General features: G+C 72.7%; 19 protein-coding genes and 1 pseudogene. 6 read left to right on the top strand and 14 right to left on the bottom strand.

Translation table 11 applies throughout. From position 1 onward, the window contains the following. The first annotated feature begins 38 nt into the window (after nucleotides 1-38). Nucleotides 39-218 (top strand): DUF6191 domain-containing protein, encoded by a 180-nt coding sequence (locus tag OHU74_RS25575; protein WP_371618039.1) that lies wholly within the window; start codon nucleotides 39-41, stop codon nucleotides 216-218. Here OHU74_RS25575 and OHU74_RS25570 read toward each other — a convergent pair. From OHU74_RS25570 to OHU74_RS25545, 6 genes and pseudogenes are all read right to left on the bottom strand, one after another. After that, the gene (locus tag OHU74_RS25570; RefSeq protein ID WP_371619811.1) at nucleotides 215-3,286 is read right to left on the bottom strand and encodes an AAA family ATPase; all 3,072 of its coding nucleotides are present in this window, start codon (nucleotides 3,284-3,286) and stop codon (nucleotides 215-217) included. The genes OHU74_RS25575 and OHU74_RS25570 overlap by 4 nt on opposite strands. Before the next feature lie 80 nt (nucleotides 3,287-3,366). Then, nucleotides 3,367-3,534 carry a hypothetical protein gene (locus tag OHU74_RS25565; protein WP_371618038.1) on the bottom strand — a complete coding sequence of 56 codons (168 nt, stop codon included), beginning with the start codon at nucleotides 3,532-3,534 and terminating at the stop codon, nucleotides 3,367-3,369. Between the two features lie 188 nt (nucleotides 3,535-3,722). Continuing rightward, complete coding sequence (locus OHU74_RS25560; RefSeq protein WP_371618037.1) at nucleotides 3,723-4,319, bottom strand: hypothetical protein; 597 nt, start codon at nucleotides 4,317-4,319, stop codon at nucleotides 3,723-3,725. A gap of 169 nt (nucleotides 4,320-4,488) precedes the next feature. After that, nucleotides 4,489-5,043, bottom strand: a complete 555-nt coding sequence (locus OHU74_RS25555) for a GNAT family N-acetyltransferase (protein WP_371618036.1) — start codon at nucleotides 5,041-5,043, stop codon at nucleotides 4,489-4,491. A 39-nt stretch (nucleotides 5,044-5,082) separates the two neighbouring features. Beyond that, complete coding sequence (locus tag OHU74_RS25550) at nucleotides 5,083-7,332, bottom strand: MMPL family transporter (protein ID WP_371618035.1); 2,250 nt, start codon at nucleotides 7,330-7,332, stop codon at nucleotides 5,083-5,085. A gap of 304 nt (nucleotides 7,333-7,636) precedes the next feature. Then, a pseudogene (locus OHU74_RS25545) lies at nucleotides 7,637-8,017 on the bottom strand (signal peptidase I); the annotation flags it as partial. A gap of 60 nt (nucleotides 8,018-8,077) precedes the next feature. Between OHU74_RS25545 and OHU74_RS25540 the strand changes: the two are divergent. Both OHU74_RS25540 and OHU74_RS25535 read left to right on the top strand, forming a co-directional pair. Continuing rightward, nucleotides 8,078-8,914, top strand: a complete 837-nt coding sequence (locus OHU74_RS25540) for a GNAT family N-acetyltransferase (protein ID WP_371619810.1) — start codon at nucleotides 8,078-8,080, stop codon at nucleotides 8,912-8,914. A 731-nt stretch (nucleotides 8,915-9,645) separates the two neighbouring features. Beyond that, complete coding sequence (locus OHU74_RS25535; protein WP_371618034.1) at nucleotides 9,646-9,939, top strand: DUF664 domain-containing protein; 294 nt, start codon at nucleotides 9,646-9,648, stop codon at nucleotides 9,937-9,939. A gap of 232 nt (nucleotides 9,940-10,171) precedes the next feature. Here the strand turns inward: OHU74_RS25535 and OHU74_RS25530 are convergent, their stop codons facing one another. Next, a complete protein-coding gene (locus tag OHU74_RS25530; protein ID WP_371619809.1) occupies nucleotides 10,172-10,924 on the bottom strand; it encodes a siderophore-interacting protein in 753 nt (250 codons plus the stop codon). Between the two features lie 232 nt (nucleotides 10,925-11,156). On the opposite strand from OHU74_RS25530, the gene OHU74_RS25525 reads away from it, so the two are divergent. Further along, nucleotides 11,157-13,169 carry a penicillin acylase family protein gene (locus OHU74_RS25525; protein WP_371619808.1) on the top strand — a complete coding sequence of 671 codons (2,013 nt, stop codon included), beginning with the start codon at nucleotides 11,157-11,159 and terminating at the stop codon, nucleotides 13,167-13,169. Continuing rightward, nucleotides 13,166-13,777 (top strand): GNAT family N-acetyltransferase, encoded by a 612-nt coding sequence (locus OHU74_RS25520; protein WP_371618033.1) that lies wholly within the window; start codon nucleotides 13,166-13,168, stop codon nucleotides 13,775-13,777. The genes OHU74_RS25525 and OHU74_RS25520 overlap by 4 nt, the downstream gene beginning before the upstream one ends. On the opposite strand, the gene OHU74_RS25515 is transcribed toward OHU74_RS25520, so the two are convergent. Further along, nucleotides 13,737-14,540 (bottom strand): alpha/beta hydrolase, encoded by an 804-nt coding sequence (locus OHU74_RS25515; protein WP_330298718.1) that lies wholly within the window; start codon nucleotides 14,538-14,540, stop codon nucleotides 13,737-13,739. The two genes, OHU74_RS25520 and OHU74_RS25515, sit on opposite strands and share 41 nt — an antisense overlap. Before the next feature lie 106 nt (nucleotides 14,541-14,646). Beyond that, a complete protein-coding gene (locus tag OHU74_RS25510) occupies nucleotides 14,647-15,198 on the bottom strand; it encodes a hypothetical protein (RefSeq protein ID WP_330298717.1) in 552 nt (183 codons plus the stop codon). 153 nt (nucleotides 15,199-15,351) lie between these two features. Between OHU74_RS25510 and OHU74_RS25505 the strand changes: the two genes are divergently transcribed. Next, nucleotides 15,352-17,256: a protein kinase gene (locus OHU74_RS25505; protein WP_371618032.1), complete on the top strand. Its 1,905-nt coding sequence runs from the start codon at nucleotides 15,352-15,354 to the stop codon at nucleotides 17,254-17,256. Nucleotides 17,257-17,339: 83 nt separating this feature from the next. Here OHU74_RS25505 and gatB read toward each other — a convergent pair whose 3' ends face one another. From gatB to OHU74_RS25480, 5 genes are all read right to left on the bottom strand, one after another. Next, complete coding sequence (gene gatB / locus OHU74_RS25500) at nucleotides 17,340-18,848, bottom strand: Asp-tRNA(Asn)/Glu-tRNA(Gln) amidotransferase subunit GatB (RefSeq protein ID WP_330298715.1); 1,509 nt, start codon at nucleotides 18,846-18,848, stop codon at nucleotides 17,340-17,342. Between the two features lie 15 nt (nucleotides 18,849-18,863). Beyond that, a complete protein-coding gene (locus tag OHU74_RS25495) occupies nucleotides 18,864-19,109 on the bottom strand; it encodes a hypothetical protein (RefSeq protein ID WP_371618031.1) in 246 nt (81 codons plus the stop codon). Next, entirely contained in the window at nucleotides 19,106-20,608 is a 1,503-nt protein-coding gene (gatA, locus tag OHU74_RS25490) for an Asp-tRNA(Asn)/Glu-tRNA(Gln) amidotransferase subunit GatA (RefSeq protein WP_371618030.1), read from the bottom strand. Before gatA ends, OHU74_RS25495 begins: the two co-directional genes overlap by 4 nt. 4 nt (nucleotides 20,609-20,612) lie before the next feature. Further along, nucleotides 20,613-20,909: an Asp-tRNA(Asn)/Glu-tRNA(Gln) amidotransferase subunit GatC gene (gatC, locus tag OHU74_RS25485; RefSeq protein WP_007266718.1), complete on the bottom strand. Its 297-nt coding sequence runs from the start codon at nucleotides 20,907-20,909 to the stop codon at nucleotides 20,613-20,615. Nucleotides 20,910-21,286: 377 nt separating this feature from the next. After that, nucleotides 21,287-21,733 carry a nucleoside 2-deoxyribosyltransferase domain-containing protein gene (locus tag OHU74_RS25480; RefSeq protein WP_371618029.1) on the bottom strand — a complete coding sequence of 149 codons (447 nt, stop codon included), beginning with the start codon at nucleotides 21,731-21,733 and terminating at the stop codon, nucleotides 21,287-21,289. Nucleotides 21,734-21,736: the final 3 nt, after the last annotated feature.

Here is a 21,736-nt window from a genome sequence, read left to right as displayed (position 1 = left end):
CGGGCCCCGACGGGGGGCCGAAAGGCACGGTGGGCGCGATGTTCAACATGATCGAGGAGCTCTTCAGCCCGGGACGCAAGCACGCGCACGACGAGAAGAAGCGGCTGGAGCTTTCCCGGACCGATGTGAACGACAACGATCCGGGAAAGGGTCCGATAGACCTGGACTCCGGCAGGGTGCTCATACGCCCGCAGGAGGACCCGGGAGAGCCGGCCTAGCGCACCGTCTGGGCCTGCTGGCCCTTCTGGGCCGGGCTCGGGGCGGCCGGTCCGAAGAGCCGTAGCCGGTGGGCCAGGGCGGCCGCTTCGCCCCGGCCCGCGACACCGAGCTTCGCCAGGATGTTCGACACGTGCACGCTGGCCGTCTTCGGGGAGATGAAGAGCTCCTCGGCGATCTGGCGGTTGGTGTGGCCCACCGCGACCAGGCGCAGTACGTCCCGCTCGCGGCTGGTCAGGCCCAGCGCCTCGACCGGGTCGGCGCCCGGCGCGGTCCGGTTCTTGGGGGTCCGGTCGGGGGTGAGCGGGAGCCGGGCCCGCTGCGCGAGCAGGGCCAGGTCCTCGCGGAGCCTGCGGGCTCCGAGCTGCTCGGCGGTCGCGTAGGCCTCGTGGAGCGGCCCGGCAGCGGCCTCGCGGCTGCCGCCGGAGCCGAGCAGGGCCTCCACGAGCCGGTGCCGGGCCCTGGCCAGCAGGTACGGGCGCTCCAGGGGGCGTACGGCCTCCTCCACGCCCGTCCAGTCGGCGACGGTGTCCAGGTCCTCGACGCGCAGCAGCTCCGCCCGGACGTACTCCGAGTGGGCTATCCACACCGGGACGGGGGTGGACAGGGTCCGTGCGGCCTCGCGCAGCGTCCTCAGGGCCGCCGCGCGGCCCGCTTCGGCGGCCGGGAGGCCGCGGGAGTCGGCCTCGGCCGAGGCCGCGGCGAGCAGCAGCGGCCAGGCGTAGCGGTGGTGGCCGAGCGGGAAGCCCTGCTCGATGGCGGCGGCCACCTCGGTGCGGACGTCGGCTATCCGCCCCTCCCCCGCGGCCACTCCGACCGCGAGGCGGAAGAGCGGGAGCCGGTGCTGGGGCTGGGTGTCGTGGACGCCGAAGCAGCTGCGGGCCGCGGCCAGCTGGGTGGCGGCCTCGGTGAACTCGCCGCGGGCCAGGGCCAGGTAGGCCAGCCGTGCGGCGGCGGAGCCGCGCGGGGTGGGGCTGCTGACGAGGGCCAGCGTCCGCCGGGCCTGCGCTTCGGCCTCCTCCCAGCGACCGAGGCTGTACAGGCTCTCCGCCAGGTTGCCCCGGACCCATGCCTCGGCGTCCAGCAGCTGGGACCGCTTGACCAGAGCCGCACCGCATTCGGCCAGTTCCACGGCGTCGCGGGACCGGCCCAGACATTCCAACTGAGAGGTGAGGTTGATATGTGCACGTCCCGCGAGCGCGCCGAGCCCGAGCTCGGCGGCCCGGTCCTTGACCGCGAACATCTCGGCGAGGCCGCGTTCGGGGTCCCCGGCGTCGGTGAGCAGGCTGCCGATGGTGATCCGGGCGTCGAGCTCGGTCTCTTCGGCGCCGACCATCCGCGCGTACTCCACGGCGCGTTCGGCGGCCGCGAGGTTGTCGGGGCCGGGGTTGTGGAGCATTCCCCAGTTCGCGACCCGGACCAGGACGTCGGCGTGCACCTGGGACGGGGGCAGCCCCTGGACGAGTTCCTGCGCCTTGGCGAGCTCCTCCCAGCCGTCTCCGCGGGCGAGGCTGGCGATCAGCCGGGAGCGCTCGGTCAGGAACCAGGCGGCGCGCAGCGGGTCGTGGCCGTCCTCCAGGGAGCGCAGGGCGGTCTTGGTGATCTTCAGGGCCCGTTCGCGTTCGCCGCCGAAGCGGGCCGCGACGGTGGCCTCGGCCAGCAGGTCGAGGCGTTGCAGCGGGGTGGTGGCGGGGTCGCAGCCGCAGGGCGGGTAGACCTCGGTGTAGTCCGCCGGTCGCAGTTCGGCGCGGATCTCCTCCGGGACTCCTTCCCACAGCTCCATGGCCCGTTCCAGCAGGCGCAGTTGCTCGGAGTAGGCGTGCCGGCCACGGGCCGCCACGGAGGCCGCGAGCACGGCGGGCAGGGCCTTGACCGTGTCGTTGGCGTAGTACCAGTAGTTGGCGAGCCGGATGACCCGCTGCTCCTCGGCGCGGATCAGCGAGTCGTCGGCCTCCAGCTCCTCGGCGTAGCGGCGGTTGACGCGGGCGCGCTCGCCGGGCAGCAGGTCGTCGGAGACGGCCTCGCGGACCAGGGAGTGGCGGAAGCGGTAGCCGTCGCCGTCGGGGGTGGCGAGGAGGATGTTGGCGCCGACCGCCGACCGCAGGGCCTCGATCAGCTCGTCCTCGGTGAGCCGGGTGACGGCCCGCAGCAGGTCGTACTCCACCGTGGAGCCGCCCTCGGCGACGATGCGCACGACCCGCTGCGCGGCGTCCGGGAGGACTTCGACGCGCACGAGGAGGAGGTCGCGCAGGGATTCGGTGAGGCCGGTGAGGCAGCCGCTGGAGCGGGAAGCGACGAGTTCCTCGACGAAGAAGGCGTTGCCGTCGGACCGCTCGAAGACCGATTCGACGAAGTCCTCGTCGGGCTGGGAGGCCAGGATGCCGGCGAGCTGGCGGCGCACCTCGGCCCGGTTGAAGCGGGGCAGCTCGATGCGCTGGACGGTGCGCAGCCGGTCCAGTTCGGCGAGGAGGGGGCGCAGCGGGTGGCGGCGGTGGACGTCGTCGGCGCGGTAGGTGGCGACCAGGACGAGCCGTCCGCTGCCGAGTGCGCGGAAGAGGTACGAGAGCAGGTGCCGGGTGGAGGTGTCCGCCCAGTGCAGGTCTTCCAGGACGAGGACGACGGTGCGCTCCGCGGCCAGCCGCTCCAGCATCCGGGCCGTCAGCTCGAAGAGCCGGGCGGTGCTCTCCTCGTCGTGCGGGCCGCGCGGGGTCTCACCGAGTTCGGGGAGGATGCGGGCGAGCTCGTCCTCCTGGCCGGCGGCCGCGGCGGCCAGCTCGCCCGGGAGCAGGCGGTGCAGGATGCGCAGAGCCGTCGAAAACGGGGCGAAGGGAAGTCCCTCCGCCCCGATCTCCACACAGCCTCCGACGGCCACGACCGCGCCGCGGCGGTCGGCCTCGCAGAGGAACTCCTCGGTGAGGCGGGTCTTGCCGACCCCTGCCTCACCGCCTATGAGCAGTGCCTGCGGCTCCTGGCCGGCGGCACGCGTCAGGGCGTCGGTGAGTATGGACAGTTCGTCGGCTCGGCCGACGAACACCGGGCTGACAGATCTGGTCTCCACGCCGCCGAGCATCGCACAGAGGTCCTGCTCATCGGCACTGGATATCGGTGCGCTTCTCATCACGTGTCGATCCACGCGGTCCCCTGCGCGGCTTACGCGGCGCGGGTGAAGCGAGCCCGGTGCCCCCTCACCGACCCTTCGGGGTTCTGGCTTCGAGAGAAGACGCGGCGGGCCTTCTTGGCCTCCTCGGCCAGGCGGTACGCGTCGGCCTCGCGGATGAGGTCTGCGCGGCGGGCGGTGGCGATCTCGTACTCGAACATCTCGTACTCCCTGGTTGCGTTTCCCGGACACCTCGTTCGGTGTGATCCAAGAATCGCGTCCCAGGGGGTACCGGCACATCGGGAGCATGCCGCATCTGTGCGGGCCGGGGGGCCTTAGGCCGGGGACTTACGTCACCGAGGTGGGCTAAGGCGGTGCCTAGGCGGGCAGCCGGGCGGCATCGAAGGGCTTAGACGGCGGGGGCCGTCGGGAGGGGGTAGAAGTACATGACGCCGAAGGCGATCACACCGAGGGCCGCGATGGCGACGGCGGCCCAGGACACGGCGCGGACCCAGGTGGGGAGCGTACGGCCGGGAGCGCCGAAGGCGGGGCGGGCCAGGACGAAGACGGCGAGGAGCAGCGCCAGCGTCGACAGGACACCGTTGAACAGGGCGGTCATGTGCCAGGCGTTGCCGTACAGCGCCTCGATCTTCGCCTCGGTGGTGGTGGCGTTGGCCGAACCGATCTGGCCGATGAGCGTCTCGCGCTCTCCGACGACGCGGGAGACCCAGCTGCCGCTGAGGGCGACCAGGCCGAGACCGGCGGCGACGATCGCGGAGGCGCCGGCGCCGACACCGCTGGACTCCGCGGCGGGCTCCTCCAGCTCCTCGTCGAGGCCCTCGACGTCCTCGGCGTCCTCGTTGAGGACCGCTTCGGTGGTGGCGTCCGTGACGTCCGTGTCCGCGGCGGCCGTGGCGGCGCTCTCGGCGGTGGCGTCGGCCTTCTTCAGGTCGGCCGGGGAGTCCGCCTCGGGAGCGGTCGGGGCGGGGGTCTTGGTGGTGTCCATGCGGGGCACGGTAGGCGCCTTGTCTGAGAGGTTTCTGAGAATCCGGCGGAAAGGCCGCCCGCGCCCGGCCGCCGGTGCACGGGGCGCACCGGGACCGGATGGCCGGGGCGCCCCGGCCCCGGGTGCACGGGGTGCCCCGGCGCGGGTGCGGGCCGGGGCGTCGGACCGGTTACGCGGGCGTGGCCGGCGGCCACTCGTGGGCGAGGACCGACCAGACCTCGGTGTCCTGGCGCAGGCCCCGGTAGAGGTCGTTCTCCCGCAGGACGCCCTCACGGGTCATGCCGAGGCGCTCGGCGACCGCGATGCTCTTCTTGTTGGCAGGGGCGACGTGCCACTCGACGCGGTGCATGCCGCGGTCCTGGAACGCCCAGTCGATGATGGTCCGGCAGGCCTTGGTGACCAGGCCGCGGCCGGCGGCCGTGGGCTCCAGCCAGCAGCCGGCCTCGCACGTGCCGCTGCCGGTGTCGAAGGTCCGGAACAGGACCCCGCCGACGAGGACCCCGTCCACGCGGATGCCGTAGAGCCGCCCGGTGTCGGTGGCCGCCCGCTGCGCGTAGGTCCCCAGGTAGGACCGCGCTCCGTCGAGGTCGGCGACCACGTCCGGCAGCCCGACGTACTGGCCGATCCAGGCGCGGCCTCGGTTCATGTGCGCCAGGAACTCCTCGGCGTGGCGGACCTCCAGCGGGAACAGCTGGGCGCCTTCAGCGAGGTCTATCGAGAACATGCGGGCTTGTCCTTGGGTCTCAGGCGGCGGTTGGCCGGGTCACCGGGATGCTGTGGCGGGCTCGGTGCCGTCCTCGCTCGTGGCTTCGCCGGTACCGGTCCGCTGTGCCGGAAGTCTCGCACGCGACCGGCATTCCGGGGGCTCGATGCTGATGCGGGGCAGCCGCCGGTCCAGCCAGGCCGGCAGCCACCAGTTCGCGCCGCCGAGCATGTGCATCAGGGCCGGGACCAGCAGGGTGCGCAGGACGAACGCGTCGAGGGCGACGGCCGCGGCGAGCGCGATGCCGAACATCGCGATGAGCCGGTCGCCGCTGAGCACGAAGGCCAGGAAGACGGAGATCATGATGACGGCCGCCGAGTTGATCACGCGGCTGGTCTCGGCGAGCCCGACGCGGACAGCCCTCTTGTTGTCCCCGGTCTCCAGCCACTCCTCGTACATCCGGCTGACGAGGAAGACCTGGTAGTCCATCGAGAGCCCGAAGAGCACCGAGACCATGATCACCGGCAGGAAGGGCTCGATCGGGCCGGCGCTGCCCAGGCCCATCAGTTCGCTGCCCCAGCCCCACTGGAAGATCGCGACGACCACGCCGAAGGAGGAGGCGACGGCGGCCACGTTCATCGCGGCGGCCTTGACCGGGATGCCGATGGAACGGAAGGCCAGCAGCAGGAGCGCGCAGCCGAGGGCGATGACCACTCCCACGAAGAGCGGCAGCTTGCCGATGATGACCTCGGCGAAGTCGTCGTAGCCGGCGGTCACGCCGCCCACGTGGACCTGCATGGAGCTGCCGTGCCCGGCGCGCGGGATGACGTCCGCGCGGAGCGTGTCGACGAGGTCGCTCGTGGCCCGGGACTGCGGCGAGGAGGCTGGTACGACGGTGACGACGGCGGTGTCGCCGCTCCGGTTGAGGACGGCGGGTCCGGCGGAGGCGACGCCGGGCGTCGTGCGGAGCGCGTCCGCGAGGCGGTCCACGGCCACCCGGTCGCCGGCGCCTTCGAGGCGGGCGACGACGGTCAGCGGACCGTTCATCCCCGGCCCGAAGCCCTCCGCGAGCAGGTCGTAGGCCTTGCGGGTGGTGGACGCGGCCGGGTTGTTGCCCTGGTCGGACGTGCCGAGGTGGAGGAAGAGCGTGGGCAGCGCCAGCACGACCATGACCGCCGTGGCGAGGAGGCCGAGCAGCTTCGGACGGCGTTCGACGAAGGCCGACCAGCGGGCGGCGAAGCCGGTGGGCGACTCGGCCCGCGGGCCCTCGGCGGCCAGCTTGCGGCGCTCGCGGCGGGAGAGGGCCCGCATGCCGATGTAGGAGAGGAGGGCGGGCAGCAGCGTCACCGAGGCGGCGACCGTCAGGACCACGGTGAGGGAGGCGGCTATCGCGACACCGTTGAGGAAGTTCAGCCGGAGCACCAGCATGCCGAGCAGCGCGATGCAGACGGTGGCTCCGGCGAAGACCACGGCCCTGCCGGTGGTGGCGACGGCGTTCTCGGCCGCCTCCTCGACCGGGAGGCCGCGCTGGAGGCCCTTGCGGTGGCGGGTGACGATGAAGAGCGCGTAGTCGATGCCCACCCCGAGTCCTACGAGGGTGCCGAGCATCGGGGCGAAATCGGCCACCGGCATCGCGTGCCCGAGGAGGGTGATGCCGAAATAGGCGGTGCCCACGCTGACCAGGGCGGTCGCGATGGGCAGCAGGCTCGCGGCGAGCGAGCCGAAGGCCAGGAAGAGCACGAGGGCCGCGATGGCCACGCCGATCACCTCGGCGAGGTGCGCGCTGGGTGCCTCGGTGAGGCCGATGGCCCGTCCGCCGAGTTCGACCTGGAGGCCGTCCGCCTCGGTGGTGGGGTTCTTCGAGGCGTCGACGACGGCCTTCGCCTGGGCCTTGGGGACCGAGTCCGCCTGCTGGTCGAAGGTGACCACGGCGTAGGCGGTGCGGCCGTCGGGGCTGATCTTGGCGGCGCTCTCGGGTTCGGCGCCGTAGGGGCCCGCCACCGAGCCGACGCCGGGCAGGGCGGCTATCGAGTCCAGCGCCCGCGCCATGCGTTCCTCGACGGCCGGGGTACGCGCGCTCTGATGGTCCGGGGCCCGCCACACGATGGTGTTGGTGTCGCCGCCCTGGCCGGGGAAGCCCTCACGGAGCAGGGCGTGCGCCTTGCTGGACTCCGTGCCGGGGACCTCGTAGTCGTTGGAGAACGCCGCTCCGGCGCCGACCGCCGCCGCGGCGGTCCCGCCGAACGCGAGGATCCAGAGCAGGACGGCGACGAGGCGGTGCCGCATGCACCACCGTGCGATTGCTGCCAACGGACGAGCTCCCTGGTGGTTCGGATCTTCACCGGGGAACGGCCCGCCGCAAAGAACACTTGAACGCTGAACGCTGAACGTCTCAAGACTTATGACTTGTGGTCTACACCTTCACGATCGCAGCGTCGCGTGATCGTTGGCGGCCATCGTGGGCAGCGTCACAGGCCGCCGGACAGGTGCGGGACCATGGTCACACGGGGTTCGGAGCGGAGGTCCGGCCGGACTGGTCTTCGGGCCGACCGAGGGACCGGCTGTCGGACCGGCTGTCCGACTGATCGAGGGACTGACTGCCGGACTGGCTGTCGGACTGGTCGTCGGTCCGGTAACCCGGCAGCGAGGGCCAGCGGACGGTGAGCACCACCGAGTCCTCCTCCGCGTACCAGGAGTGGTCCACGCCGCGCCCCCACACGACGTAGTCCCCCTGTTCGGCCAGTACGACGCTGCGGCCGGGGAACTCCAGCCGGAACCGGCCGCTGATGAGCACCTGCAGTGCCGTGCGCGACTCGCCGCGCACCCACTGCGCCCGCTCGTCGCCCTTGGGGTGGACACCCCACTTGATCTCCACGTCCTCGCTGTGGCGGGGATCGCCCGGCTCCTTGAAGTGACCGAGCAGCCAGCCCCGGTCCACGGCCGCGTCCGGGGTGGCCTTGCCCGTGTAGATCGCGGGGGTGGGGTGTGCGTTCACCGGGGTGAGGTTAATGCAGTTGTGGGGGTGGGTGACGGCTGGTGAGCTGGCCGGATGACGATGAATGCTGATGAGCTGATCGGCGTGCGCGCCGAGTTCGACGCCGAGATGCGCCGCGACGCCCAACCGGACACCGCCGACGCGCGGGTGGAGCGGGTGGGCGGGGCCGATGGCGTCGGCGGTGCCGGCGGTGTCGTACGGCAGATCGTGCCCGGGGCGGGCGGGAACTCCGTGCTCTGGTCCGACCTGGACGAGCGGACGGCGGACGCGGCGATCGCGGAGCAGGTGGCCTTCTTCACGGAGCTCGCCGCCCGGGGCGAGGTCGCGGACGCGGAGTTCGAATGGAAGCTCTACGACTACGACCGCCCGGCCGACCTCGGGGACCGGCTGCGCGCGGCCGGCTTCGTCGCCGAGCCGGCGGAGACCCTGCTGATCGGCAGGGCCTCGGAGCTCGCGAGGATCCCGGTGGAGCCGCCCGCGGGGATCACGCTGCGGGTGGTGACCGACGAGGAGGGCGTCGAGCTGATGATGGAGGCCCACCGAGGCGCCTTCGGCACGGACCGCCCGCGCATCAGGGAGCTGATGCTGAACCTGCTGCGGGAAGAGCCCGACACGATCGAAGCCGTCGTCGCGATGGCCGGCGACACCCCGGTGTCGGCGGCCCGGATGGAAATGCGCCCGGGAACCTCCTTCGCCGGCCTGTGGGGCGGCGGCACGCTCCCGCAGTGGCGCGGCCGCGGCATCTACCGCCTCCTGGTCGCCCACCGCGCCCGCGTGGCGGCGGAGCGGGGCATCCGCTACCTCCAGGTCGACGCCTCCGAGGACAGCCGACCGATCCTGGAACGGCTGGGCTTCCAGGTGCTGGGGGTCACGGTGCCGTGGATGTGGGAGGGGTAGGAGCGGATGCCGCGGGCCGGCGGTGCCGCGAACGCCGTGCGCGGGGCGGGCGCCGCACGCAGAGGAGGCGCCACACGGGCCCTTGCATCCGAGGCGCGCGCCGCGCCGAGCGTTGTACCCGAGGCGGGCGCCGTAGCGACTGACTCGTCGCGAAGGGTCGCAGGCCCCGGCGAGTCGCACAGGACGCGGGTCGCGGCGAGTCGGGGGTCGCGGGTCGCGGGTCGCGGGTCGCGGGTCGCGGGTCGCGGGTCGCGGGTCGCGGGTCGCGGGTCGCGGGTCGCGGGTCGCGGGTCGCGGGTCGCGGCAAGTCTCGGGCGCGGGGCGCGTCGCAGGGGCGGGGCGCTGCCGGTCACGGGTGCGGGACACGTCACAGCCGCCGGACGCCGCGAGTCACGGACACGGCGGGTCCCGCCGGGCGGCTTCGGCCCACCGCCCCTCCGGGGCAAGATCGCAGCCGAGGCGGCGACAGGACCCGCCCACCGCGTCGGGCCGCCCCTCACCGGGGCGAGCGCGAGACGCTTCGCACCTCGACTTCCGCCGGGCCACTCTCGCCTGGAAGTGCAAGGGCCTCACCGGCGAGGAGCTACGTCTCCGGGCGTCCCCGCCCTCCACCACATCGGCCGCACCCTGAGCCAGCGCGTCGGAGATCAGCCGCCCTGTCCCAGCTGGGCCTGGTCCGGCACATGGCCGAGGTCTAGGTCTAGGTCGAGCGGCGGTGGTTCCGCCGGACGATGGGTGGGGCGGACGTCCCCCGCCTTTGGTCGGAGACGCACGGCTTCCAGGCCGCCTACGACGCCTCCGGCGCGACCCGCGCCCAGGCCTTCGCGGGCTGGGAGGCGGACGTCGGGCGCTCCCGCGCGGTGGAGACGGCCGCCGAGCCCCTCGACGTGACGGCGTACGTGGCGACGCGGAAGGAGGACGCCTCGCTCCGCACACTCATGCTGCGCGTGATCCACGACTACGCCCGCCAGAACGGCCCCGCGGACTTCCTCCGCGACGCCGTCGACGGCACCACGGGCACATGACCCCGGCCGACCCGGCGGCGTCGCGGGCGGCCGCCCCGGGGACGTCACCGGCAGCCGACCCAGAGGCTTCGCCCACAGCCGACCCGAAGGCGTCACCGACGGCCGCCCCGAAGGCCTCGCCGACGGCCGACCCAGAGGCTTCGCCCACAGCCGACCCGGAGGCGTCGCCGGCGGCCGCTCCGCCCACCCGGAAGGCCGGGGCCGGATGGGCGGAGGACCCCGGAGCCTCCGCTCAAGGCCGCCAGTAGCCCAGGGCGTTGACGCGGTGCTTCGGGATCGCGAGGTCCTTGCGGAGCCAGCTGGTCAGGGTGCGGGTGGTGGCCGTGTCGCAGGCCAGCCAGACGTACGCCGACGCGGCCTCGCCGAGGAGGGACGGGAGTTCGGCGCGGACCCGGTCGGTCAGGGCCTTGCCTCCGCCCGCGCCCCGCTCGACCCGGCGTACGTCGTGGCGGTCCGCGTGCACCCGTAGAGGCAGTTCGGCGTCGCTCGTGTGCTGCGTCTCGAACCAGACCGTGGCCGGGGTGTCCGGGTGGGCGTCCAGCAGGGAGTTGATCGCGGGCAGCGAAGCCGGGTCGCCGATGACCAGGAGCCGGGCGGGCGCCGGGTCGGGGGCGGTGAAGCCGGTGCCCTGGACGGTGGCCTCGATGGTATCGCCCGGCGCCGCGCGCCGCGCCCAGTGGCTCGCGACCCCGTCGTGCAGGGCGAATTCGAGCGAGAAGGTGCCGGTGGCCGGGTCCGGGTCGACCAGGGTGTAGGCCCGCTGGTGCGGTTTGCCGTCGGCGGCCGCGAACCAGAGCCGGACCCACATGGTCGGGTGCAGCGACTGCCCTGCCGCCGAGAGCAGCCCGCCGTCCTCCAGCCGTACCCGCCGGAAGTGTTCGGTGACCTGCTCGGCCCCTGTCACCGTGAACCGGAAGTCCTTGGCCCGCATCAGTCTGAGGACCACGCCCTCCCAGCCCTTGGCCGTCCCCGCCGTCCTTGCCATCCTTGCCTTCCCGGCCGTCTTCTCCGACCCGCTCGCGACGCTCATCGCACTCCCACCTTCCCCCTATAGTTAGGGCAGCCTAACCTAAATGCACTTGGGGAAGAGTGTGAGCCGCGTGAGCAGCACAGACGAGAGCAGCACCGACGACCCGTACACGGACACCGGCACGGACGGCGCGGACGACACCGACGCGCACGGCGAGAACTACGAGCTCTACCGGGACCCGTGGGGCATCCCACACCTCCGCGCCCCGGATCCGCTCCGCCTGTCCTACGCCCAGGGCCGCACCACCGCCCTCGACCGCGCCTGGCAGCTGGCGATCGAGCGGCTGCGCGCCGAGGGTGCGAGCGCCTCCCTCCTCGGCCCCGAGTCCGTCCCCTGGGACCGCTTCGCCCGCCAGAGCCGCCTCGCCGACACCGCGCGCCAGTGCTACGCGGCCCTCGACCCGGAAACCGCCGACTGGGTCCGGGCCTACGTCGCCGGGGTCAACGACGGGCTGGCCTCCGGGGCCGCCCGCGACCCCCGCTTCGCGCAGGCCCCCGAGCCGTGGGAGCCCTGGGTTCCGCTCGCCATCTGGATCTCCACCCACATCCTCTTCGCCGGCTTCGCCACGAAGCTGTGGCGCGAGCGCGCGGCCCGCGCCCTCGGCGACGAGGCCGCCACCCTCTTCGCCACCGACGGCCCCGGGACCGCCGGAAGCAACGGCTGGCTGGTGCCGGGCGACCGGACCGCCACGGGTGCGGCGATCATCGCGGGCGACCCGCACCGGTTCATCGAGGACCCGGGCGTGTACCAGCAGATACGTATCTCCTGCCCCGAGTACGACGTCCTCGGCCTCGCCGTCCCCGGCGTCCCCGGCCTCGCCCACTTCGGGCACACCGGCGGCGTCGCCTGGGCCATCACCAACGCCATGGCCGACTACCAGGACCTGTACGAGGAGCAGTTGCGGGGATCAGGCGACGGCCGGATCGAGGCGCTCGGGGCCGACGGGGTGTGGGAGCCGGTCGACCGCCACACCGAGACCATCTCCGTGGCCGGAGCCGAGCCCGTCGAGGTGGAGGTGCTGGAGACCGCCCGCGGGCCGGTCATCGTGCGGCCGGAAGGGGAGCGAAGCGGCCAGACCCTCTCGCTGCGCTATCCGCCCCGCGTCCGCCGCGACCTCGGCTTCGCCGCGCTGCCCGCCCTGCTGCGCGCCCGTACCGTCGCCGATGTCGACGCCGCCCTGGACAGCTGGGCCGAGCCCGTCAACGTGGTCCACGCCGCCGACTCCCAGGGCGGGCTGCTGCACCGCGTCGCCGGGGCCGTCCCGCTGCGCGACCCCGCGAACCGGCTGCGCCCCGTCCCCGCCTCGGACCCCCGCCACACCTGGCAGGGCTGGGCGAAGACCCCCGCCGAGCCGGTCCAGGGCTTCGCCGTCATGGCGAACGCGCGCGGGATCGCCTCCCCGCTGGGCGTGGAGTTCGCACCCCCGCACCGCGCCAACCGCATCCGCGAGCTGCTCTCCGGCTCGGCGGACTGGTCCGCGAAGGCGATGGCCGGCGTACACGCGGACACGCATCTCGCCTCCGCCGCGCCGCTGCTCGCCCTGCTGCCCGGGTTCGAAGGGCTCTCCCCCGCCGCCGGAGCCCTGCGCGCCCGACTGCTCGGCTGGGACCGGCACATGGACGCGGACAGCACCGACGCCACCGTCTTCTCGGCCTTCCGGGCGGCGACCGTACGCCGCTTCGCCGCCGACCCGGTCTTCGCCGGCCTCGCGGACGCCCCGGCCGGCCCGGAGGTGTTCCACCCCTGGCTGTACCTGCTCCCGCGCATCGGCTACGCCCTGGAGGGGCTGCTCACCACCACCCTCCTGCCCGCGCTGGACCGGGCCGGGCACGTCCGCGCAGCACTGGAGGAGACGGCGGCCGCGGGCGCGCCCGACACCCCCTGGTCCGAGGTCCACCGCCTCGCCCCCTGGTCCGCGCTGCCCGATCCGGACGCCGAGTGGCCGGGGCTCGGCGGCGACCACGACTGCGTGAACGCCACCTCCACCGTCCCCGGTTTCACCGACCTCACCGCCCGCGCATCGGCGGCCCGTTACGTCTGGGACCTGGCCCGCCGCGAGGACAGCCTCTGGGCGGTCCCGCTGGGCGCGGACGGAGTCACCGGCAGCCCCCACCACCGCGACCAGCTCCCGCTCTGGGCGCGCTGCGAACTCGTCCCGGTCGTCACCGACTGGGCCCGCCTCACCAAGGAATCCGCATGACCACCTCCCCCGCCACCCGGCCCGCCGTCCACACCCAGACCGTCGAGGGCTTCGGCACCGTCACCCTGGCCCCCGTCGACCCCGCCGCCGACTCCGCACTGATCCACGGCTGGGTCAACGAGGAGCGGGCCGCCTTCTGGGGCATGGGGGGCGCCAGCCGCGAGCTGGTCGAGGAGATCTACGCGGACGTGGACCGCCGCACCACCCACCACGCGTACCTCGCCCGGCGCGACGGGGAGCCGGTCGCGCTGTTCCAGACGTACGACTGCGCGGAGGACCGGGTGAGCGAGTGCTACGAGGTCCAGCCCGGGGACGTCGGCGCGCACCTGCTGATCGGCCCCGACCACGGCGCCGCGGAGGCCGGTTTCACTGCGTCCCTGATGGCCGTCTTCATGACGTACGTCCTGTCCGACCCCGGCACCCGCCGCGTCATAGCCGAGCCGGACGCCCGCAACGTCAAGGCCATCGTCCGCCTGCAGCGCACCGGTTTCGTGCTCGGCCCGGAGGTGGAGCTCCCGGAGATCGACCTGCCCGAGGTCCACCTCCCGGCCAAGCGGGCCCGGCTGCTCATCCTCGACGTGTCGGGAGCTCTGCCAGAAATCCGCTGACCAGCGCCGCCCACTCCTGCGGGAGCTCGGCGAACGGCAGGTGTCCGGTGGGCAGTTCCGCCCACCGGGCGCCGGGCAGCGCGTCGGCCACCTCCCGCTGGAGCTCCAGCGGTACGAGGCGGTCGGCGGTGGTCGCGATGACGAGCGCGGGTACGTCGATCCGCGCGAGTTCGGCGCTCAGGTCCGCCCCCTTGACCAGCGCGGCGTGGTCCCCGCCGCCGGGCGGGAAGGACGCGGCGGTGGCGCGCACGGCCGCCGCCACCTGCTCCTCGGTCAGCCCCTCCAGCGCCTGCGGGCTGAGGGTGAGCGGTACGAGGAGCTGCGCGAGCAGCTCGTCCTCCCCGCGCCGGGACAGCTCCGACCAGAGGTCGGTGATGAGCCCGAGCCACTGCCCGGCGCGGGCGAAGGTGGCGGTGAGCACGAGCCCGGTGACCCGCTCGGGATACCGGGCGGCGATGCGCACGGCGACGTTCCCGCCGAGGGAGTACCCGAGCACGGCGAACCGCTCCAGCCCCTCGGCGTCGGCGGCGGCCACCAATTCGTCGGCGAGCACGTCCAGTTCCAGCGGCCCGGTGGCCCGCGGGGTCCCTCCCGTACCCGGATAGTCGACGCCCACGACGCTGTGGCCTTCGGCCAGGACATCGAGGATCGGACCGAAGTTCGACTCCACCGAACCGCCTCCCCCGTGCGCGAGCAGGAGGCCGGGCCCGCCGCTCTCCTTGCGGACGGTACGGGCGTAGGTGCTGGTCAGTGCGGTGCCCATGAGGTTCCCCCTAGTTTCCGTAGCGGTCGCTACAGAAAGAACCGTACACGCTTTAACTATCGACCGCTACAGAATCCTGTGTTGGGTACGGGTGCCGACAGACCGCTTACATGCGGGGAGGGGGCGGCGGGCCCGGCTGCCCGCCCGACACTCCGAGGTCGGCGCGCATGGCTGCCCGCATCTCCCGGAGCGGGCCCCAGACGCCCTGTTGGGCCTCCGACGCCGACTCCATCGACTCCCCCGGGTCCGGCGCACCCCGCTCCAGGCGCTTCACCTGCCCGTAGACGCCCGACAGGGCGTGATTGACCACTGTGGCGGGTGCGAGGACGGGGTCGGGGGCGATCATCTGGGCTTCGGAGTAGCGATCGCGGAAGGCATCCTTCGCGACGTCCAGCGCGGCCCGGTCGGCGTCCTCCACTCCGCGCTCCCGCATCGCGTGCAGATGCCGGTTGAGGGCGGTGGCGAACTGCCGTGCGTCCCGGTTGAGGTCCGCGTAGCAGGTGCGCCGCAGCAGCAGGTTCTCGCGCAACGCGTCGTGCCTGCGCACGAGTTCGATCTCACGGGCCTTCGCGCGCGCCGCACCCCGCTGGGACAGCAGCGCGCCCCCCAGCGTGCCCGCGACACCCGTCACGGCGATGACCATCGCACCGATCTCCACCCGTCCCCCTCCCCAGTCCGCTTTCCCGCGCACAGTCTGCCAAGCCCCTGCCCCCGGAAGCCCGATGGGGGTGCGGGGGCCGATTCCCATTGACCCCGCCAACCACCGCACGGGAAGCTGTCAATCCATCAATAACTTGGCGCTGGGGGGAAATTGACCAGCCAGAATCTGCACATCGGGCCGGACGCGGCAGCAGACCGCTACCGCTTGCTCCGTTCCATCGGACGCGGCGGGGAAGCCGTGCTCTATCTCGCGGAGATCGAGCTCGCCGGAGGGTCCGAGCCCGTCGTGGTGAAGGTGCTCGATTCCAAGACCACGATCACCCCGGACGTCTTCGACCGCATCAGCCAGAAGTGGAACGAGCAGGCAGAACTGCTGCGCTTCGTCCACCGGCCGGGCGTCGTGGGCGTACGGGAGCACTTCGAGGGGCCGCCGATCCACCGGCCCGGCGAGTCCGGGACGCTGACCGGGCGGGCCCTCGTGCTCGTCATGAACCACGTGGACGGGCTGGACCTGCGCGACTGGCGGGCCGAGCGGACGCTCGCCACCGCCGCCGAACGCCGCGAGGTGATGCGCACGCTGGAACAGCTGGCCGACGTACTGGACTGGCTGCACTCGGGGAAGGCCACCCCGTCGGGGCGCCAGGTCATCCACGGTGACCTCTCCCCCGGCAACGTCATGGTCGACGCCCACGGGCAGGCCACCCTGGTGGACTTCGGCCTCAGCAAGCTGACCGCCGATCACCAGACCGCGGAGGTCTGGTTCACCCCGGGCTACGCGGCTCCCGAGGTCTTCGACGGGAAGCGGACCCCGGGCGCGGACCGGTACGCCTTCGGGGCCATCGCGTACTTCCTGCTGAGCGGGGAATCCCCGCCCGCGACCCCGGATCTGCTGGCGCAGGCCCTCGTACGGCTGCCGCAGTTCGCGGTGCTGGACGCGGAGCAGCGGGCCCGGATCGCCTCCATCTACGCCTCCGACCCGCTGAAGCGGCCGGTGAACCTGGCCGGCTGGATGAAGGACATCCGGCATGCCGTGGTGTCCACGACCACGTCCACCTCGCAGCGGGTGGTCCGGGACGTGCCGCCGGTCCCGGCCGCGCCCCCGGCACAGGCCGCGGCTCCGCCGAGGCCCGTGGCCCCGCCCCCGCCGGCGTACACGCCTCCGCCGGCCCAGCCGGCGTACACGCCTCCGCCGGCCCAGCCGGCGTACACGCCTCCGCCCGCCCAGCCGGTCTACGTCCAGCCGCCTGCCGAGCCCGTGTACACCCCGCCGCCCACCGAGCCGGCGTACAGCCCGCCGCCGGTGCAGGCGAGCGTGCCGCAGGGGTACGGTCCCGCGCCCGTGGCCGAGTCCCGTACGGAACCGGCACCCGGACCGCCCCCGCGCAAGAAGCGGCGGACCGGGCTGGTGCTCGGGGCGGTGCTCGCGGTGCTGGTGGTGGCGGGCGGCGCGGTGGTCGGCGTGAAGCTGATCGGGGACAAGGAGGAGGCGAAGAGCGGGAACACTGCGAACGGCGGGGACAAGGCCGCCTCGTCCTCCGTATCCCCCTCGGCCTCCACGAACCCGACACCCGCGCCGTCGGCGTCGGCGTCGGCATCCGAGTCCGGCACTCCTACGGCCCAGCCCACCGCCACGGGCTCCCAGCCCCCGTCGGGGATCGCACCGGACATCAAGGCCGCCGACCTGACGGTCATGGGGCCGGTCAAGGACCTGGGCGGGTTCGACGTCGGGCCCGCCAAGATCAACACCAAGCAGTACGGGGCCGCCTTCATCCAGACGCCCAGCTGCAACTTCGACGCCCAGGCGGAGTTCGACCTCAACCGCGAGTGGAAGACGCTGGAGTTCACCGCGGGGATCGACGACGGCTCGACGAACAAGAAGGGGCGCGTCACCATCTCGCTCGACGGCCAGCCCGCCGCCTTCTCCGAGCTCGTGGAACTGGGCAAGCCGATCACCCACACCGTGGACGTGAGCGGCGCCCTGCGGCTGAGCATCAAGGTGGACAAGGGCTGCGAGAACGGCACGACCGTCATCGCCGCCCCCCAGCTCAAGCGGTAGCCCCCGCAGGCCCGTACGACGGCGGCCCCGCACCGGAGAACCGGTGCGGGGCCGCCGTCTGCGTACGGTGCGAACTACTCCAACTACTCGGAGACGCCCAGGCGCTCCAGGATGAGCTCCTTGACGCGCGCCGCGTCGGCCTGGCCGCGGGTGGTCTTCATGACCGCTCCGACCAGCGCGCCGACGGCGGCGATCTTCCCGCCGCGGATCTTGTCGGCGATGCCCGCGTTGCCCGCGATGGCCTCGTCCACGGCCGCGCCGAGCGCGCCCTCGTCCGAGACGACCTTCAGACCGCGCTTCTCGACGACCTCGTCCGGGGTGCCCTCGCCGGCGAGGACGCCTTCGAGGACCTGGCGGGCCAGCTTGTCGTTGAGCTCACCGGCCGCGACCAGGGCCGCGACGCGCGCGACCTGGACGGGGGTGATGGGCAGCTCGTCGACGACGACGCCCTGCTCGTTGGCGTTGCGGGCCAGCTCGCCCATCCACCACTTGCGGGCGGCGGTCGAGTCGGCGCCGGCCTCGATGGTGGCGACGATGGAGTCCACCGCGCCCGCGTTGAGGATCGACTGCATGTCGTGCTCGGTGACGCCCCACTCCTGGAGGAGGCGGTTGCGGCGCACGCGCGGCATCTCGGGCAGGCCCGAGCGCAGCTCCTCGACCCAGGTGCGGGCCGGGGCGATCGGGACCAGGTCGGGCTCCGGGAAGTACCGGTAGTCCTCGGCGTTGTCCTTGATGCGGCCGGCCGTGGTGGAGCCGTCCTCCTCGTGGAAGTGCCGGGTCTCCTGCACGATCGAGCCGCCGGAGGAGAGCACCGCCGCGTGGCGCTGGATCTCGAAGCGGGCGGCGCGCTCGACGGAGCGCAGCGAGTTGACGTTCTTCGTCTCGCTGCGGGTGCCCATGGGCACCTCGGGGCTGGTGCGCAGCGACAGGTTGACGTCGCAGCGCATCTGGCCCTTGTCCATGCGGGCCTCGGAGACGCCGAGCGCCTTGATGACCTCGCGCAGCTCGGCGACGTACGCCTTGGCTACCTCGGGGGCTCGCTCGCCGGCGCCCTCGATCGGCTTGGTGACGATCTCGATGAGGGGGATGCCGGCGCGGTTGTAGTCCAGCAGGGAGTGGGACGCGCCGTGGATACGGCCGGTGGCGCCGCCGACGTGCAGCGACTTGCCGGTGTCCTCCTCCATGTGGGCGCGCTCGATCTCCACGCGGAAGATCTCGCCGTCCTCCAGCTGGACGTCCAGGAAGCCGTTGAAGGCGATGGGCTCGTCGTACTGGGAGGTCTGGAAGTTCTTCGGCATGTCCGGATAGAAGTAGTTCTTCCGGGCGAAGCGGCACCACTCGGCGATCTCGCAGTTCAGCGCGAGACCGATCTTGATGGCGGACTCGATGCCGATCTCGTTCACGACCGGCAGCGCGCCGGGCAGACCGAGGCAGACCGGGCAGGTCTGCGAGTTGGGCTCGGCGCCCAGCTCGGTCGAGCAGCCGCAGAACATCTTGGTCTTCGTGCCGAGCTCGACGTGGACCTCGAGGCCCATGACGGGGTCGTACGACGCGAGGGCGTCCTCGTACGACAGCAGTTCGATGGCAGTCACAGTGGAAATTCCCTCTCAGCCCAGCAGGATGTCGTCGTCGCCGAGACGCTTCAGTTCGCGGTACAGGATCGCGAGGCCGGTGACGATGGCCGCGGCGGACACGACGGCGTCGATCAGCTTCAGCGTGTCGTGCTCGGTGCGGGCCTTCTTGGCCTGCTTGAGCACGCTGAAGGCGCCGAAAGCGGTGGTGCCGATCGACAGGTACGTACCGGACTTGGACTTCTTGAAGCCCTTGGCCTTGGACAGCGCACTCGAACTCACAGCGACGGAGCCTCCTCAAGCAGCGGGTGACCCCAGCGTGCGACGAAGGCAGCCTCGACGGCGGCGCCGACCTTGTACAGCCGGTCGTCCTTCATCGCCGGGGCGATGATCTGCAGCCCGACCGGGAGACCGTCCTCCGGGGCCAGGCCGCAGGGCAGCGACATGGCGGAGTTGCCGGCCAGGTTGGTCGGGATGGTGCACAGGTCCGCGAGGTACATCGCCAGCGGGTCGTCGGTGCGTTCACCGATCGGGAAGGCGGTGGTCGGCGTGGTCGGGGAGACGATCACGTCGACCTGCTCGAAGGACTTCTCGAAGTCCTGCGTGATGAGCGTGCGGACCTTCTGGGCGGAACCGTAGTACGCGTCGTAGTAGCCGGAGCTGAGCGCGTACGTACCGAGGATGATGCGGCGCTTGACCTCGTCGCCGAAACCGGCTTCGCGGGTCAGGGCGGTGACGTCCTCGGCGGACTTGGTGCCGTCGTCGCCGACGCGCAGCCCGTAGCGCATGGCGTCGAAACGGGCCAGGTTGGAAGAGCACTCGGACGGCGCGATCAGGTAGTACGCGGCCATCGCGAGGTCGAAGGACGGGCAGTCCAGCTCCACGATCTCGGCGCCCAGCTCCTTGAGGAGCTCGACCGACTCGTTGAAGCGCTGGACGACGCCCGCCTGGTAGCCCTCACCGGCGAACTGCTTGACGACACCGACGCGCATGCCGGCGACGGAGCCGTTGCGCGCAGCCTCGACGACCGGCGGGACCGGGGCGTCGATGGAGGTGGAGTCCAGCGGGTCGTGGCCGGCGATGACCTCGTGCAGCAGCGCCGTGTCCAGGACGGTGCGGCCGCAGGGGCCACCCTGGTCGAGGCTGGAGGAGAAGGCGACCATGCCGTAGCGGGAGACCGCGCCGTAGGTGGGCTTCACGCCGACGGTGCCGGTGACGGCGGCGGGCTGACGGATCGAACCGCCGGTGTCCGTGCCGATCGCCAGGGGCGCCTGGAAGGCGGCCAGCGCGGCCGCGGAGCCGCCGCCGGAGCCGCCGGGGATCCGGGTGAGGTCCCAGGGGTTGCCGGTGGGCCCGTAAGCGCTGTTCTCCGTCGACGACCCCATGGCGAATTCGTCCATGTTGGTCTTGCCGAGGATGACGACGTCGGCTTCCTTCAGCCGGCGCGTCAGGGTGGCGTCGTAGGGCGGGATCCAGCCTTCGAGGATCTTCGAACCCACGGTGGTCGGAACCCCGACGGTGGTGAAGATGTCCTTGAGCGCGAGCGGGACGCCGGCCAGCGGGCCCAGCTTCTCGCCGTTGGCGCGCTTGGCGTCCACGGCGGCGGCCTGGGCGAGGGCGCCCTCGCGGTCGACGTGCAGGAAGGCGTGGACCTTCTCGTCGGTCGCCTCGATGCGGGCCAGGTGGGCCTCGGTGACCTCGACGGCCGTGAGCTCGCCGGAGGCGATCTTCTCGGCGGTCGCGGCGGCCGTCAGCCGGATGATGCTGTGCGTGTCGGTCATGTTCTTAGTCCTCACCAAGGATCTGCGGCACCTTGAAACGCTGCTGCTCCTGGGCGGGGGCGCCGGAGAGCGCCTGCTCGGGGGTGAGCGAAGGACGGACCTCGTCCGCGCGCATGACGTTCGTCAGCGGCAGCGGGTGGGAGGTCGGCGGAACGTCTTGGTCGGCGACCTCGGAAACGCGGGCGACCGCGCCGATGATGTCGTCGAGCTGTCCAGCGAAGTGGTCGAGCTCTTCGCTCTTCAGCTCCAGACGTGCCAGCCGAGCGAGGTGGGCGACCTCCTCGCGCGTGATGCCAGGCATGCAGCGATCCTCTGGGGGTGGTGAGTGTGTAGGTTTCGGGCCCAATCCTATGGGGCCCGGCCCCTGGTCGACGCCCCGGTTTCCTCCGGGGCGGTACGGAGCCACTTGCTCGGGCCCGATTCCACCGTGCGAAGCCCGGCCCGGCTGCGGGTGTGCCGCTGCGCGGGGCGGAGTCCCCTACCCGCCCTTCCACCGTTCCCCGGGCTCTGCCCGGACCCGGTCCTCAAACGCCGGACGGGCTGGAAATGCCGCTGCGCGGCATCATCCAGCCCCGCCGGGCAATTCCAGCCTCGCCGGCGTTTGAGGCGCGGGGTCTGGGGCGGAGCCCCAGGGAACGGTGGAAGGGCGGGTCGGGGACAAGCCCCGCAGGGCCCGCCTCAGCCGAGGGCGGTCAGCTGGGCTCGGGCCGCGGCCACGGCTTCCGGCAGGGTCCGGTGGACCGGGAGGCCCGGCCGGGCAAGGGCCAGCTGCGCCACGACGTCCGCGCGGCGCGGGTACCCCGGGTCGGCGCCGACGACCAGCCGCCGGCCCGGCACGGCCGCGGCCGCCCCGAGCTCGTACAGCGTGATCGGCTGCACCGTCAGCGCGGCGTCACACACCGGGAACCAGAACAGCGTCACGTCGGCCAGCATCAGGTGCCGGTGCTCCCACGCGATCTGGACGTCCGTCTGCGAGGGGTCGGACACGTCGAAGTCCGCCCGGCGCGGGTTGAGGACGACGAAGTCGGCAAGGGCGGCCGCCGCCACCGGCTGCCACGGCGGGCAGTGCGTGATCCCGCCGGCCAGGAACACCGAAGGCGGATCCCCGGCCGCAGGCAGGTGCACCGC

It is taken from the genome of Streptomyces sp. NBC_00454 (assembly GCF_041434015.1).
Lineage (GTDB): Bacteria > Actinomycetota > Actinomycetes > Streptomycetales > Streptomycetaceae > Streptomyces.
Note: the sequence above shows the minus strand (reverse complement) of the source record. Positions and strands in the feature narration are given on the sequence as shown.